The 14,775-nt window shown below is 72.2% G+C and carries 9 protein-coding genes; 4 read left to right on the top strand and 5 right to left on the bottom strand.

Annotated features, from left to right (window positions below; all coding sequences use genetic code 11):
* The first annotated feature begins 1 nt into the window (after position 1).
* Complete coding sequence (locus E4P38_RS12435; protein ID WP_135132129.1) at positions 2–2,791, top strand: SpoIID/LytB domain-containing protein; 2,790 nt, start codon at positions 2–4, stop codon at positions 2,789–2,791.
* Here E4P38_RS12435 and E4P38_RS12430 read toward each other — a convergent pair.
* Positions 2,778–3,881, bottom strand: coding sequence for a glycosyltransferase family 1 protein (locus E4P38_RS12430; RefSeq protein WP_209309078.1), 1,104 nt, complete (start codon positions 3,879–3,881; stop codon positions 2,778–2,780). The two genes, E4P38_RS12435 and E4P38_RS12430, sit on opposite strands and share 14 nt — an antisense overlap.
* Positions 3,882–4,073: 192 nt before the next feature.
* Here E4P38_RS12430 and E4P38_RS12425 point away from each other — a divergent pair, with 192 nt between their 5' ends.
* Positions 4,074–7,091, top strand: coding sequence for a glycosyltransferase (locus tag E4P38_RS12425; protein ID WP_135132128.1), 3,018 nt, complete (start codon positions 4,074–4,076; stop codon positions 7,089–7,091).
* A complete protein-coding gene (locus E4P38_RS12420) occupies positions 7,088–8,461 on the top strand; it encodes a glycosyltransferase (protein WP_135132127.1) in 1,374 nt (457 codons plus the stop codon). Before E4P38_RS12425 ends, E4P38_RS12420 begins: the two co-directional genes overlap by 4 nt.
* A gap of 51 nt (positions 8,462–8,512) precedes the next feature.
* Here the strand turns inward: E4P38_RS12420 and E4P38_RS12415 are convergent, their stop codons facing one another.
* On the bottom strand, positions 8,513–9,454 hold the full coding sequence (locus E4P38_RS12415) for a class I SAM-dependent methyltransferase (protein ID WP_135132126.1): 942 nt from the start codon (positions 9,452–9,454) through the stop codon (positions 8,513–8,515).
* Between the two features lie 135 nt (positions 9,455–9,589).
* Here E4P38_RS12415 and E4P38_RS12410 point away from each other — a divergent pair, with 135 nt between their 5' ends.
* Positions 9,590–10,576, top strand: coding sequence for a class I SAM-dependent methyltransferase (locus E4P38_RS12410; RefSeq protein WP_135132125.1), 987 nt, complete (start codon positions 9,590–9,592; stop codon positions 10,574–10,576).
* Here E4P38_RS12410 and E4P38_RS12405 read toward each other — a convergent pair.
* From E4P38_RS12405 to E4P38_RS12395, 3 genes are read right to left on the bottom strand one after another with little or no spacing between them, the layout of a single operon-like run.
* The gene (locus E4P38_RS12405) at positions 10,567–12,672 is read right to left on the bottom strand and encodes a glycoside hydrolase family 99-like domain-containing protein (RefSeq protein ID WP_209309077.1); all 2,106 of its coding nucleotides are present in this window, start codon (positions 12,670–12,672) and stop codon (positions 10,567–10,569) included. The genes E4P38_RS12410 and E4P38_RS12405 overlap by 10 nt on opposite strands.
* Before the next feature lie 52 nt (positions 12,673–12,724).
* The gene (locus tag E4P38_RS12400; protein ID WP_167760544.1) at positions 12,725–13,522 is read right to left on the bottom strand and encodes a rhamnan synthesis F family protein; all 798 of its coding nucleotides are present in this window, start codon (positions 13,520–13,522) and stop codon (positions 12,725–12,727) included.
* 33 nt (positions 13,523–13,555) lie between these two features.
* On the bottom strand, positions 13,556–14,767 hold the full coding sequence (locus E4P38_RS12395; RefSeq protein WP_135132123.1) for a class I SAM-dependent methyltransferase: 1,212 nt from the start codon (positions 14,765–14,767) through the stop codon (positions 13,556–13,558).
* Positions 14,768–14,775: the final 8 nt, after the last annotated feature.

Below are 14,775 nucleotides of genomic sequence, written 5' to 3'. Positions count from 1 at the left end.
CATGCGCAGACGTAACCGGGCGATCGTCGTCACGGTCGTCGCCCTGCTCACCGGCGGTCTGCTCGGGGTGGTCGCCCCTGCGACGCCCGCGCAGGCTGCCGACTGGTTTCCCGTGCCGTCGAACCGGACCTACACGATCGACGGCCACGGCTTCGGCCACGGCAAGGGCATGTCCCAGCGGGGGGCGCAGGGTGCCGCTATCGCGGGCCTCGACGTCAACCAGATCCTCGCCTTCTACTATCCCGGGACGACGCAGACCCCGATCGGCGCCCCGAGCGTCCGCGTGCAGCTGACCGCCACCGTCACCGGCGACCAGCGCATCGACTCGGCGGCCGGGACGACGGTCATGGCCATCCAGGACACCGCGACGGGCGACACCGTCTACGCCGAGCCGGGGAAGTTCCGGGTGCTCACCCAGAACGGCCGGGAGCGGGTGCTGCGCTACGACGGGTCCGCCTGGGTCGACTTCCCGATCGCCGGCCGACCGGACTTCGCCGGCCCGCTCGCGTTCTGGTCGGAGGACGGCGTCGTCGTCTACACGTCGAGCGGCAGCCCGGTCAGGTACCGGGGGTCGGTCGCCGTGGTGCGGACCGGGACGAACCAGAGCACCGCGGTCAACACGGTCAACATGCAGGAGTACCTCATGGGCGTGGTGCCCAGTGAGTCTCCGCCGTCGTGGGCACCGGCCGCACTCCAGGCGCAGGCCGTCGCTGCGCGCAGTTATGCCTGGTGGGACGTGCAGACCCCGTCGACCCAGTCCTACGACATCTGCGACACGACCGCGTGCCAGGTCTACAAGGGCCGGTCCGTGGAGGACTCGAGGACCAACAGCGCCATCGCGGCCACGGCCGGCATCGCCCTGTACTACAACGGCGCGCCGGCGTTCACCCAGTTCAGCGCATCCAACGGCGGCGCGAGCCTGGACGGCGGCCAGCCGTACCTGCGGGCCGCGCTGGACCCCTACGACGGCCTCGCGGGCAATCCCGACAACTCCTGGACGACGACGCTCACGGCGTCCTACCTCGAGGCCAACTACGCGATCGGCACCCTGCAGGGCCTGCGGGTGATGAGTCGGGCGGGGCTGGGTGAGTGGGGCGGCTACATCACGTCGCTGCAGATCGTCGGTTCGTCCGCAACCGTCACTGTGAAGTCGCCCCGCTTCGGCCTCAAGTCGACCTGGTGGAAGCCGCGGGACGAGGGCAACCCGTTCGGAGGGTTCGATGCCGTCACCCCCGTGACCGGGAACCAGGTGCGCGTCGAGGGCTGGGCGCTGGACCCGGACACCAACGACCCGATCATCGTGCACGCCTACCTGGACGGCGGTTTCCAGAACTCCTACATGGCCGACGTGCCCCGGCCCGACGTGGCCGCCGTCCTGCCGGGTCGTGGTGACCGGCACGGCTTCGACCTGCTCGTCCCCGTCAGCCAGGGCCGGCACCAGATCTGCATGTTCGCCATCAACACCGGACCCGGGGGCATGAACACGCCTCTCGGGTGCCTGACCGCCGACACGAGCGGGCTGCCCGTCGGCAACATCGAGACGGCGGGGATCTCCGCGGGCGAGGGGCTGCTCACCGGCTGGGCGGTCGACCCGGACACCTCCGGGTCCCTCGACGTCCACGCGTACGTCAACGGCGTGGGTTCCGGCGCCTTCGCCGCGAACGGATCCCGGCCGGACGTCGGCTCGGCCTTCCCGGGTGCGGGCAATGCGCACGGCTTCAGCGTCCGCGTACCGCTGCAGCCGGGGATCAACCAGATCTGCCTGTTCGCCATCAACCTGCCGACGCCGGGCATCAACCCGCAGCTCGGCTGCCGGACGCTGGTCCTGAAGGTGGTCCCGGTCGGCAACTTCGAGGCCGCCGCCGGCCGGGCCGCCGACCTCACCGTCACGGGGTGGGCACTCGACCCGGAGACCAACGCCCCGATCGACGTGCACGTCTACGTCGACGGCGTGAACACCGCCACGGGCCGCGCCGACGGGTCCCGGCCGGACGTCGCCGCCCTCTACCCGGACGCGGGCGCGCCGCACGGGTTCTCCTTCCCCGTCGCGGCCGCCCCCGGCACGCACGAGGTCTGCGTCTACGCGATCAACGTGCTGCAGGGCTCGGTCAACCCCCAGCTGGGCTGCCGGACCGTCGACGTCGGGGTGCTGCCCACCGGGCGGATCGAGGCCGTCACGGCCACCGCGTTCGAGGCGCGCGTCGTCGGCTGGGCGCTGGACGGTGACACCACGAACCCGATCGACGTCCACCTCTACGTCGACGGGCGCTTCCTGACCGCCGTTACGGCGTTGGTGTCCCGGCCGGACGTCGGGGCTGCCTTCCCGGCGTCCGGCGCTGCTCACGGGTTCGACACCACGCTGTCCCTGTCCGCCGGCCGGCACTCGGTGTGCGCGTTCGCCATCAACGTCCTGGGCGGGAAGGGCAATCCGCTGCTGTCGTGTGCCGACGTGACCGTGGCGAGCGGCCAGACGCTGCCGTTCGGCAACCTCGACTCGGTCACCGTCGCCAACGGCATCACGGTGGCGACCGGCTGGGTCGTCGAACCGGACGCGCCCACCGCACCGATCAGCACGCACTTCTACGTGGACGGGCAGTTCGCCGGCATCGTCGCTGCCTCGGAGTCGCGGCCCGACGTCGGCGCCGCGTTCCCGGGCGTCGGTCCGGCCCACGGCTACACCGGCTACTTCGTGCTGCCGGCGGGCCGGCACACGGTGTGCAGCTACGCGATCAACCAGGGCGCCGGATCGGTCAACCCGGGTCTCGGGTGCGTCGCGGTCACCGTGCCGTGATCGCCTGCCCGTAGGCCTGGCGCGTCCGTTCGGCCGTGGCCGACCAGGTGAATCCGGCGGCCCGGGCCCGCCGGCGGTCGGCCACGCCGGTGGGCTCGTCCGTCCCGACCTGCCGGAGCAGGGCGTCGGCGAGGGCGTCGGTGTCGCCGGGGGGCACGAGACGGGACAGCTCGGGGTCGTCGCCGACGACCTCCCGCGTGACCGGCAGGTCGGACGCCACGACCGGGACGCCACAGGCGAAGGCCTCCAGCGGCGGCAGTCCGAACCCCTCGTAGAGGGACGGGTAGACCAGGGCGCGGGCTCCGGCCACGACGCTGCGCAGGTCGTCGTCGGCCAGGTAGCCGGTCAGCCGCACCGCACCCGGCGGCAACCCCGCCACGTCCAGGGCGGGGCCCCAGCCCGGTGGGCCCATCAGCACCAGCGGCGGCCAGTCCGGGTCCTGCCCGCAGAGGCGGCGCTGGGCGGCCAGGAGCAACGGGAGGTTCTTCCGCGGTTCGAGCGAGCCGCTGAAGACGAGGTAGTCGCCGGGTAGCCCCAGGCGCCGGCGGCGGGCCTCGTCGGGCGGTCCGGCCGTGAACCAGACGGGGTCCACCCCGAGCGGCGTGACGACGACGCGATCGGCGGCGCCGGGGTACTCCTCGGCCACCTCGGCCGCGACCGCGGCGCTGGGCACGACGACCGCCCCCGCGCGCCCGATGCTGCGGGGGACCAGCGTCCGGTAGGCCAGTGAGGCGCGTGTGACGGTCTGCGGCGTCCTCAGGAACGACAGGTCGTGCACCGTGACGACGCCCGCAGCCCGGCCGGTCGGCGGCAGCACGAAGTTCGTGCCGTGGAAGACGTCGACCGGCCCGCTCACCGCCGTGACGGGCGGGAACTCCGCGCGGGCCCACAGCGCTTGGAGGGCACGGGCCGGCAACGGGGGGCCGACCAGCCGCGCGCCCGCCGGGAGCTCTCCGGCCAGTCCGCCCCGGCGGCGCAGCGTGAAGGCGACGCCGCGGACGTCGGTCCCGGGGTCGGCCAGCTCGGCGAGGAGCGACCGTACGTACCGGCCGATGCCGGTGGGCGTGCCCAGCAAAGGCGTCACGTCCATGCCGATGCGCAGTCCGGCCTCCTGGGTCGTCGAACGGGCCGCGCGGCGGCCGGAAGGTACCTTGACACCCGCTGTTCCTCGTGCAGTTCCGTCGTCACCGACGGTGCGGGGAGGCGTGTTCGGCTTCCGCACCGGGCCGACCAGAATTGACCGTACCGGCTGACCCGCCACGACCGCCGAGGAGTCGCCCCCGTGACCAGCCCTTCCGACCACCCTGCGCCGCAGCCGGCTCAGGAGACGGGCTGGCGGGACCGGATCCAGGCGTCACTGGTCGCGCGGATGCCGCCGGGGAGCCGCCCGCGCGCGGTCGCCATGGCCGCGCGTGAGACCGGCCGCGACCTGCGCGACACCGCGCAGGCCCTGCGCCGGCACTGGACCGCGTCGGGCGTCGCCGAGCTGCCGGCGCCTCCGTACCCGCTGTGGCTCGCCGGGCACCGGGCGAGCCGCTCGGAGCTGGCCGCCCAGACGCGGCGGGCGGAGGAGATCGCCGACGGCAGGGACGTCGTCGTCCTCGTGCTGCCGGGCGAGGGTGACCCGTCGGTCACGACGGCGAGCCTGCAGGCCCAGTCGTCGCCGTGCTGGCGGGCCCTGGTCTGGGGCACCACGGACGCGGCCGACGAACGGATCACAGAGGTGGGGGCGGAGGACCCGGCCACGACGGCCACGGCATGGCTCGGGGAGCACGGACGGGCCCTGACGATCCTGCTGCGAGCGGGGGACCGCCTGGCCCCCGAGTGCGTGTTCGAGGTCGCGCTCGCCGTCCACCGCGCACCACAGGTCGACCTGGTCACCTGGGACGACGACGTCGCCGTGGGCCGGCACCACCGCGACCCGCGTTTCCGCCCGTCGTGGTCACCGGAGCTGCTGATCGGCGAGGACTACGTCGGCCGAGCATTCGCGATGCGCGCCGCCACGATCCTCGCCGTCGGTGGCCTCGCGTCCGCGTCCGACCCGGCCGTGCACTGGGACCTGCTGCTGCGCGCCGACCTCCCCCCGGAGCGCGTGCGCCGCGTCCCCCGGGTGCTGAGCAGCGTTCCCGCCCGCACCGAGTTGCCGGAGGCGGCGGCCGTGGCCACCGTGCAGGCCCACCTCGACCGCGCCGGGCTGCCCGGCCGCGCCGCACCAGGACGGCACGGCGGCGTGCGGGTCGTGTGGGAGCTCCCCGAGTGGCCCCGCGTCACCGTCGTCGTCCCCACGCGGCACAACCGCGAGATGCTCGCTGCCTGCCTGCCGTCGGTAGCCGCCAGCGACTACCCGTCGTTCGACGTCGTGGTCGTCGACAACGGTGGCCGGACCCCTGACCACGAGGAGTGGTATGCCGGGCTCGACCTCGGCTTCGAGCTGGACGTGCTGTGGTGGGACCAGCCGTTCAACTACTCCGCGGTGAACAACGCCGCCGTCGCGCGGACCGACGCCGACGTCCTCGTCTTCCTCAACGACGACACCGAGATCCTGGACCCGGCGTGGCTGCGCGAGCTCGTCGGCTGGGCGGTCCGACCCGACATCGGTGTCGTGGGGCTGCAACTGACAGATCCCACGGGGGCCATCCAGCACAGTGGGGTCGTGGTCGGGATGTCCGGCTTCGCAGACCACGTGTTCGCCGGGATGCAGCCGGGCTCCACCTCCATGTACGGGCCCGCCGACCGGATCCGCAATGTCCTCGCGGTGACCGGGGCCTGCTGCGCAGTCCGCCGCGACGTCTTCGACGCGGTCGGAGGCTTCGACGAGCGCTTCGTGCTCTGCGGTTCGGACGTCGCACTCGGCCTGAGCGCCGTCCTCGAGGGGCGACGCAACATCTGCTCGCCGCACACCCCGGTCCGCCACCTCGAGTCGGCCACCCGCGGCACGGCCGTGCCGGTCGAGGACTACTTCGCCAGCTACTGGAGATACAACGCGTGGCTGTTCGGCGGTGACCCGTACTGGAACCCGAACCTGTCGCTGCGCAGCCGGCGGCCGAAGCTGCGGCCCAAGAGCGAGCCTCCTCCCGCCGAGCGGGTGGGCGGGATCATCGGGCGCGACCTCACCGCCTACCGGCAGCGCAGCGACGTCGCCGAGTCCCGGCGGCTGGCCGCGATGTGCCGGGTGAGTGACGCCGACGTACAGGCGATCCGCGCGACGCACGACGAGAACAGCGCGCGGTTCCCCGTGCGCACGCTGAACTGGTTCGTCCCCGACATCGACAGCCCGTTCTACGGCGGCATCAACACGGCGCTGCGCATCGCCGACCTGCTCGCCCGCCGGCACGGCGTCGAGAACCGCTTCGTCGTCTGGGGACAGCCTCCGGACCACTTCGTCCGGTCGGCCCTGACCGCGGCGTTCCCCTCGCTGGCCGACTCGCCGATCGCCTACTACGACGAGTCCATGGACCTCGGGGGGGTGCCGCCGGCCGATGCGGGCATCGCCACCCTGTGGACGACGGCCTACGCCCTGGCCCACGCGCCGGGCATCCGCCGGAAGTTCTACCTGGTCCAGGACTTCGAGCCGATGTTCTACCCCGCGGGGACCCAGTACGCCCTCGCCGAGGAGAGCTACCGCCTCGGGATGTACGGCATCTGCAACACCGCCAACCTGCGGCAGGTGTACGAGAACGAGTACGGCGGCCGGGCCATGTCTTTCACGCCGGCGGTCGATCCGGGTGTGTTCCACGCCGAGGACCGGCCCGGGCGCGCCCCGACCGACCCGGTCACGGTGTTCGTGTACGCCCGGCCCGGCCACTGGCGCAACTGCTGGGAGCTGGCGTCGGGCGCGCTGGCGGAGCTCAAGCGGCGGCTCGGCGACCGGGTGCACATCGTGACGGCCGGCGCCCGCGCCGGCGGTGGTGAGGACGACGGCTCGATGGAGCACCTGGGCCTGCTGGACTACCGCGCCACGGGCGACCTGTACCGCTCCAGCGACGTCGGTCTGGCCCTCACCGTGTCCCGACACCCGAGCTACCTCCCGCTGGAGCTCATGGCCAGCGGTGTGCCGGTCGTGGCGTTCGACAACCCGTGGGGCCACTGGCTCCTCGAGGACGGCAGGAACAGCCTGCTGGCCCGGCGCACGGTCGACAGCCTCGCCGACCGACTGGAGCGCCTGTGCACGGACGCCGAGCTGCGGGCGCGGCTCGCCGCACAGGGACTGTCGGACATCGCGAGCGGGCACGCCGACTGGGACGGCGCGCTGGCCGGCGTCTACAACTGGCTGTGCGACCCCGAGGGCGACCGTCCGTGAGCGAGGGCGGCCGCTCCGGCGTCCTGATCATCACGCCGGAGCCGGTGGCTCAGCGGATGGCAGGGCCGGCCATCCGGGCGCTGGAGCTGGCGCGGGCTCTCGCCCGGGACGGCCGGTCGGGCCCGGTGACCCTGATGTCCCTCGCCGCGGTCGACCGCTGGGACTCGCAGGTCACCCTCACCGCCGCGCCCGGCGAGGCCGCTCTCCGGGATCTGGTCTCCACGGCGGCCGTCGTCCTCATCCAGGGCGACGTCCTCGGGCTGCACCCCTGGCTCGTCGACGAGCCCGTCCCCATCGTGGTCGACGCCTACGACCCCTACCACCTGGAGCAGCTGGAGCAGGCGCGTTCGCTCGGCGAGGCCGAGCGGCGGGCAGTGGTGCGGGACTGCATCCGGTCGCTGAACACCCAGCTGGCCCGCGCCGATCTCGTCCTGTGCGCCTCGGCCCGGCAGCGCGCGCTGTGGATCGGGCACCTGGCCGCCCTGGGCCGGGTCAACCCGCTGACCTACGACGAGGCGCCGGACCTGTCGCGGCTGGTCACCGTGGTTCCCTTCGGCGTTCCTGAGGCGACCGCACCGCGACGCGACCGCACCGTGCTCCAGCGGACTTTCCCAGCGATCTCCGACGAGGACGTCGTGCTCATTTGGGGCGGCGGCGTCTACGAGTGGTTCGACCCCGAGGTGCTGGTCCGGGCGGTGGCCAGGGTGCTGCCCGAGCATCCACACCTGCGCCTGGTCTTCCTGGGCACCCGTCATCCGGTCGCCGGCGTCCGCACCGCCACCGACGCGGCGCGGGAGGCAGCAGTCGAGACCGGCACGCTGGACCGGGCGGTGTTCTTCCACGAGGGCTGGGTGCCCTACGACGAGCGGGGTCACTGGCTCGCTGCCGCCGACCTCGGCGTCAGCACCCACAAGGACCACGTCGAGACCGAGTTCTCCTTCCGCACCCGCCTCCTGGACTACCTGTGGTGCGGGCTGCCCGTGATCAGCACCGGTGGCGACGACCTCGCCGAGCACATCGCGGGCGAGGGTGCGGGAGTGACGGTGCCCGCCGGCGATCTGGAGGCCCTGGCCTCCGCGATCGACCGGGCGGTCCGGGACGAGGACTGGCGCGGCCGGTCCGGCGCTGCGGCCGCGGCACTGGGGAAGGTCTACGCGTGGGACCGGGTCACGGTGCCGCTGGCCGACTTCTGCGCCGCCCCCGTCCGCTCTCCGGACCTGGCGCTGGACCGCATCGACCGGCTGCAGGTGGGCCTCGACGGGTCCACCGGACACGCGCGGATCATGGACCGGGTGCGCGCCGGCTGGCGGGAGGGCGGCCCGGGCCTGCTCGTCCGCCGCGCCTGGGCCCGGATGCGCCGGATGCGCTGACCGCGACCGTCGGAACGGGCGGTCAGCGCATCAGCCCCATGGAGGACGGGTTCAGTCGGCCGAGCGGTTCGGGCGGGCGACTTCGACCAGGCTGCGCTTGATGTGGCCGAGCGCCGGCCGGAGCTGACCCAGGGCGGCGCGCCGCCCACGCGGGGGCTCCCAGCGGGTGGGAACCACGGTGGTGTGGGGCTTGCGGATCACGAAGACCTCGTTGAACTCCGCGTCCAGTCCGCGGCCGCGGTCGCGGCGGTGGTGGGCCTGCACCTCGGCGCCCGCCCACTCGCTCATCAGCTGCTCGAAGTCGTAGCCGTAGTCCCAGGTGACCAGCGCCTTGTTGTCGCCGATCGGATTTCCGTGGTACTCCTCCGGCAGCAGGTGGTCGACGACCCCGTCGGCCCCGAGGCGGGCGCGGCGGCGGCTGACGTCGAGCCCGCGGTGCTTGGGCGCGGTGAAGACGTGCGCTCCGCCGGGCTTGAGGACGCGGTGGATCTCGCGGATGGCTCGGTCGGGGTTGAAGACGTGCTCGAGGACGTCCTGGGTGATGAACAGGTCGATGGATTCGTCGGCGAAGGTCAGCGCCTCGACGTCCTCGCTGCGGACGCCGTCCTTGAACGCGCCCCGGGGGACGTCCGGGAAGTACTGCGACGAGCTGTAGTCCGAGCAGAGACGCGCGATGAAGTCGTTGGACGGCGACGACTCGTGGACGACGAGGTCGGTCCAGCCGGAGAACGACTCGTCCAAGACGGACTGCAGATGCCGCTGCCGGGGCACCGAGCCACAGCGGGTGCAGAGGTAGTGGTCGCGCAGCCAGGAGTCGTAGGCGACGAAGACCGTCTGGTTGCGGCAGCACGAGCAGTAGCCGGCGTTCTCGAGCACCTTCACGGGTGCAGCCTCCGGGGTCGCAGCTTTCGGCGCCACCTCGCCGGCGTCCGCGATCGCGGGCCTGCGGTTGATGCGCGTCGTCGCCTTCGTGACGTCGGCCATGGCGGTCATTGTCGCTTCTCCTCGCAGTCGCCTTGTCACCTACGGTAGCCGGACGCGTGCCGACAGTCTGGGTCAGAGTGGCGACTGTGACGGGAGGGGTCAATAGAACGAGCGTGGCGCGGGGTGTTCGGCCAGGGTGAGCGCGTGGTGACCTCTGCGCTGGTGTCCCGGTTGGCCTCCGGCGTGCCGCTGACGGTTCCCCCGGGCGTCGTGGACGTGGCACTCGCAGCACCGCCGAACCCCCCGGAACAGGTGCAGGTGCAGTTCGTGGGGCAGTCGTTCGAGCGGGCCTACGCCGAGGCAGAGGCGTTCGTGACGGCGGTCGGGGAGGCTCTCCGCGCGCTCGGGCACCCCGGGCTCGCGGGAAGCCGGGTCCTGGACTTGGGCTCCGGTTGGGGACGGATCAGCCGGGTCCTGCTGACCGAGGTGTCGCCGACCGCGTTGTTCGCCGCGGACGTCGACCCCGAGATGACCGCGCTGGTCAACGTCAGCCTCCCGGGCATCAACGCCCTGACGGTTGCTCCGGTGCCCCCGACGGTCCTGGCGGACGGCAGCATGGACGTCGCCGTCGCCTTCAGCGTGTTCTCGCACCTGTCCGGCCCCGCGCACGCTGCCTGGGCCCGTGAGCTCGCCCGGCTGGTGCGCCCGGGCGGCGTCGTCGTCATCACGGTGATCGGAGAGGAGTTCCTCGACCTGGTCGAAGGGTCCCAGGCGGCCGTGGCAGGGGGCGACTCCGACGGCTTCACCGCCTCGGTCGCTGCCGTCTTCCCGGACGTGGCGGCCGTCCGCGCCCGTTTCCGCGCGGACGAGGTCCAGTTCGGGGCGACCGGGGGAGGTGGCGTCCGGACCCGCGACTACTACGGGTGGGCCGTGGCGTCCCGACGCGCGGTGGAGCGCATCTGGGGCGACGCAGGACTCGACCTGTTCTGCTGGCGGCCCACAGGGGAGCCCATCTCGCAGGCCCTCGCGGTGCTGGTCCGCACGGAGCGGCGGCCCGTGGCCCAGGCCGGACGCCGCGCGCGCCGCTCGCTCCGGCACGCGGTGGGGCGATCCGGTGACCGGCTCCGGGCGCGCGTCCCGCGGCCGGTCCGCGCCGTCGTCCGTCGCGTCCGCCGTCCCCGTCAGCTGTAGGCGACGTCCCGGAGCGCCAGCAGGAAGCTCTTCCCGTGCCGGTCGGTGGGCTCGAGCACGGCGGCCTCGGCCCACTCGTTCCAGGCGTTCACGAAGATCAGGCGCCGTTCCCGCTCGCGGACGGTGACCGCCCCGGCCAGTGACTTCAGCCAGCGGTGGAAGACATAGGGATTGGCGCCCCACCAGAAGTCGCTGCTCAGCTGTCGGCGGGCGGTGTTGTCGAAGGTCACCATCGCTCCGGGGAAGTGGTTCTGGTCTGCGTCCCGCGCCGCCCGGAGCGCGGCGTCGTCGGCCAGCGCGGGGTAGCTCATCGCATTGCCCTGGAAGTCGTGCCGCATCTGCAGTTCCCGGCGGTCGATGCCCTGCCACAGCATGTTGTGCGGCGGGAACTCCAGCGACCCGTCGAGTCCGCTCTCCTCGGTGGAGGCGAGCCCCTGCATGCTGTGCCCGACGTCGACGTGCATCAGGAACAGCTCGCCGAGCCCGCGTTGACGTGCGATCTCGCGCCAACGCTGCGCGACCTTCGGGAAGTCCGGCATCTGGGCGGGCCGGTAGACGGCCAGGATCTTCTTGCCGTCGACCGTCATGTACCGGGGGTCGGCCAGGAACTCGGCGACGTCCTCGATGAACTGCTCGGCGGGCACCCGGTCGTAGTCCTGCGCCAGGAGGACGTCCTTGGAGTTGCCGTCCCACCGGCGCGTCCAGTTCTCGTTGGCCCACATCAGGCAGAACGGGAAGTCGAGGTCGCCGCGCAGCAGTGCCTCGATCGGCCGGTTGAGCAGCCGCTTCCCGGCGAACCAGTAGTAGTAGTACATGAAGCCCTCGATGCCGGCGGAGGCCGCCATCTCCGCCTGTGCCGCCCGCACCTCGTCCGAGCGCAGGTCGTAGAAACCCAGGTCGGTGGGGAGTCGAGGCTGGTAGTGCCCGTGGAACACCGGCCGGGTGGTGGTCACGTTCGTCCACTCGGTGAAGCCCTGTCCCCACCACTCGTCGTTCTCGTCGGTCGGGTGGAACTGGGGCAGGTAGAACGGGACGAACCGGGCCCGCGGGAGCAGCTCGCGGCCGTCGAAGTCCTCGTACCCGGCGGGTGCGGACGGCTCCGGGAGCGCCGAGCGCTCCGTGCTCGACAGGCCGGCCTCGTGGGTCAGCACCCCGATCAGCCGTTCGACGGCGTGCGGGGTCGTGCCGTTCACCTGGCCGGCCTCGTCCTCGAAGTCGGCCCTCGTCATCATCAGCGCCCGCAGCCCCTGCAGCACGATCCCGCGGCACCAGTACATCGATCCCGCGGGGAAGGTGAGGGCGTCGTCGTCGAGGTGGAACTCCAGGCGCCGCGCCAGCTCGCGGGCGTTGCGCTGGTTGTCCCCCCAGAACTCAGGCCCGAGCACGCTGCCGTCGGCGGTCACGACGCCGAGGCCGGGGTCGGCCCGGAAGGCGCCGAGGATCTGCTCGACGTTGGTCCGGTCGCCGAGCAGTTGCTTCAGGAAGCCCGACCGCCACGTGGCGCCGTCGCCGGAGAGGTCGGCGTGCTCCTCGCGCCAGGCGCTCTTCTTGGTGTGCACCTTGAGCACGAGCAGGTAGGGGTCGAGCAGGCCGGAGTTGACGACGGCGACGGTCGGCCAGATGTCGCGGCCGTGGTTCTCCACCGGGAGCACCCGGCAGTGGCGCATGTTCGCGACCGGGGGGATGTCCACCTCGGTGCCGGAGCTGTTGGTGACGATCAGGTCGAATGGCACCGGGATGTTCCCGAGCTGCTCGACGAGCTCGGGGACCAGGTCGGGGAAGTGCGCGTGCATCAGCACCCCGACGCGGGCCGGCTCCTCGACGACGAGACGTCCGTGGGTGCGCCAGTTCGGCGGGTACAGCACCGGCCGGCCCTCGCCGCTGCGGGTCACCCACTCGTCGAAGGAGGCAGGCGGGAAGAAGGGCCTGCCGTAGTCCTGGGGGAGCTCGCGGCCGATGACGCGGTAGACGCGCCCGCGAAGTTGCAGCCGGTGGCGGAGCCGGTAGAGCGCCTGCTGGCGCAGGGCGAGCCGCCGTAGCGCGCCGCGCTTGAGCCGGCCGGCTGCCCGGCGGGCAAGCGTTCCTTCGAGCATCATCATCTACTTCCTGTGACGGGGGACGCGGGGCGTCCCCCGGGTCGCGCGGCAGTCACAACCACTCGGCAACATCGGTCCCGTAGCGATCGGCGATGACGGCCGGGATGCGGTGGCCGTCCGCCGTGAGCTCGGGCTGACGGATCAGCTCGCGCTTGACGAACGGCACTCCGGCGTCGAACAGGGCCCGCCATCCGTGGATCGTCGGGTTGAGGCCCTCTCCCACCACCTGGCTGTGGTGGACGAACGGCGAGGTGGAGAAACCGAACCGGAGCAAGAAATCGGAGAAGCCGAACTCGTACTGCTCGATGAGCGCGGTCTTGTCGGGGATGACCCGCAGATCCCGCCAGAAGCGGCGCATCACCGGTTCGGCGAGCACGCCATAGCGGAAGCCGCGGAAGAACGACTGGAGGTGACTGATGAACTGGTTGCTCTCGACCATGCCCCACACGTCGGCCGACGTGCCCTCGAAGTCGTCGATGACGGCGTCCAGCGGCGCGAACGGGCCCACCAGGCTGTCGTTCAGGACCAGCACGTACGGGCGGCCCAGCAGATCCTCGTGCGCGGCCATGGCCACCGACCAGGAGCCGAAGTCGTAGCCGGTGTTGGGACGCCGCAGGACGGTCAGCTCGTCGAGCCGGATGTCGTCGGCACCGAAGTCCAGCGGCTTCTCGGCCGGGCTGGTGGAGGAGACGACGACCCGGTACCCCAGCCGCTGCAGTTCAGCGACGAGCTGGAGCGTCGACCGCGACTGGCGGTCGGTCTCCGACCAGTGGGCGAGGAAGGCGACCCGTTCTGCCTCCGCGGGTACCGGCGCATCTCGCTCGACGGCCGTCGCGCCTGCGACGTCCACGACCCGTGGGAGGTGACGGGTGTGCAAGCCCATTCAGCGGCCACCCCCGCGCCGACGCCACACGCTGGTGCCGTCCCCGCGGCGGAGCTGGCGCAGCGAGCTGCGCGCGTTGTCCAACTCGCCCTTGAGCTGGTTGAGTCGCGTGTTGAGGGCCGCGGCCGAGGGGCGGAGGCTGGCCAGCTCGGCCCGCAGCAGGCGCAGCTCCTCGTCCCGGGCGTCGTCCTCCGCCGCGGAGGTCGCGCGGAGCTGGTCGCGCTCGTTGCGCGCGGCGTCCCGGGTGGCGAGCAGCTCGGAGAACATCCCCGCCGCCGACCGCGGGTACATGAGGAACTCGGCGTGCCCGACCTGCTCGGCGAACGGCGCGAACCGGGTCTTCTTGTCGAGCACGACGATCGAGTCGTAGACGTGGACGCTGTCGAGCTGGCCGGTCCACACCGGGTCGACCTCGCCGGGCTGGTGGAAGCCGTTGACGTCGTCCAGGCGGTTCTTCGCCCACTCCATGAAGGTCCCGGCCCGGTTCCGGCCGCCCTCGTAGGACTCCCAGTAGGAGGTGTGGGTGTCCTCGACGAGGAAGACCCCGCCGTCGGCGAGCAACGGGAACAGCGTCTCCGTGGTCACGATCTGCTGCTGCATCTCGTGTCCGCCGTCGTCGATGATGATGTCGAACGGCCCGTGCTGCCCGGCCACCCGGCGCAGGAAGTCGGCATCGGTCTGGTCGCCGATCTCGACCACGTGGCGCGGGTCGGAGGCGGCCCGGGCGTCCTCGTCGATGTCGACGCCGACGAGCGTGACCTGCGACCCGAAGTACCACTGCCACATGTCCAGGGACCCGCCCCGGTAGATGCCGATCTCGAGGATGCGCACGGGCCGGCCGCGGAACGGCGCGAAGTGGCGGGAGTAGACGGGGAAGTAGTGCACCCACTTGTCGAGCACCCGCCCGGCGCGGTGGGAGCTGAAGTAGCCGAACAGCGGGTCCTCGCGCAGCTGGGTGATCCCGTCGCCCAGGTAGAACGCCGCCCGGTAGCACTCGTTGGCGAAGAAGTCGTTGGTGCCGCCCTGGCGGATGGCATCCCCGAGACCCCGGGCCTGCGCCGCCGGGACGTCGGTGGTGGTCAGCGGCTCCCAGAGGAGCTTGCGCTCGTCCTCGGTGAGCTCCTCACTGGTCAGCACCATGTTCTTGGCGCGGTCGGGGAACCCCGTCGCCAGTGACAGCAGGAGGGTGCCGAGGGATTCGGCGCTGAACATGGTCGTGC

Source organism: Blastococcus sp. CT_GayMR16 (assembly GCF_004570875.1).
Lineage (GTDB): Bacteria > Actinomycetota > Actinomycetes > Mycobacteriales > Geodermatophilaceae > Blastococcus_B.
The sequence above is the reverse complement of the archived record's forward strand: the minus strand, read 5'-3'. Positions and strand labels throughout refer to the sequence as shown.